This is a genomic window from Micrococcus sp. HSID17227 (assembly GCF_003989405.1).
Taxonomy (GTDB): Bacteria; Actinomycetota; Actinomycetes; order Actinomycetales; family Micrococcaceae; genus Micrococcus; species Micrococcus luteus.
In genome coordinates, this window is sequence record NZ_RBLN01000571.1 from 1 (window position 1) to 377 (window position 377).

Below are 377 nucleotides of genomic sequence, written 5' to 3' on the forward strand. Positions count from 1 at the left end.
CGAGCTGGGCAGGTGAACGGCGCGGACGGCTGGGCCGGTCGAGCAGCCCGGCCTCGCCCTCGGCGCGGTAGCGGGCCACCCAGGTGGCCACCGTGGGCCGGCTCACCCGGAACTCGGCGGCCACGTGTGCCTGCGGGATCCCGTCGTGCAGGTGGCGGTGGACCATCCTGAGACGGCCGGTGGGAGTCAGGGGTGCGTTAGCGTGAGTCATGAGTGGGTCTCTTCTGGCAGGTGGGTTGTTGAGGAACTTCGGGCGTGTCAACTTGTCTGTGTAAGCGGGGTGGTCACAGGTAGGGGTTGATCCGGTCGGGGTAGGCCGCGGCGAGCTGGGCGAGGGCCTGCTTCCAGTTCGTGACGGCCTGGCCTTCGACGAGCCG

The 377-nt window shown here is 69.8% G+C and carries 1 protein-coding gene; it reads right to left on the reverse strand.

The window, feature by feature from the left end; all coding sequences use genetic code 11:
- On the reverse strand, positions 1 to 211 hold a 211-nt coding region (locus D8M29_RS13370; protein ID WP_141844316.1), incomplete at its 3' end, for a leucine zipper domain-containing protein.
- Positions 212 to 377: the final 166 nt, after the last annotated feature.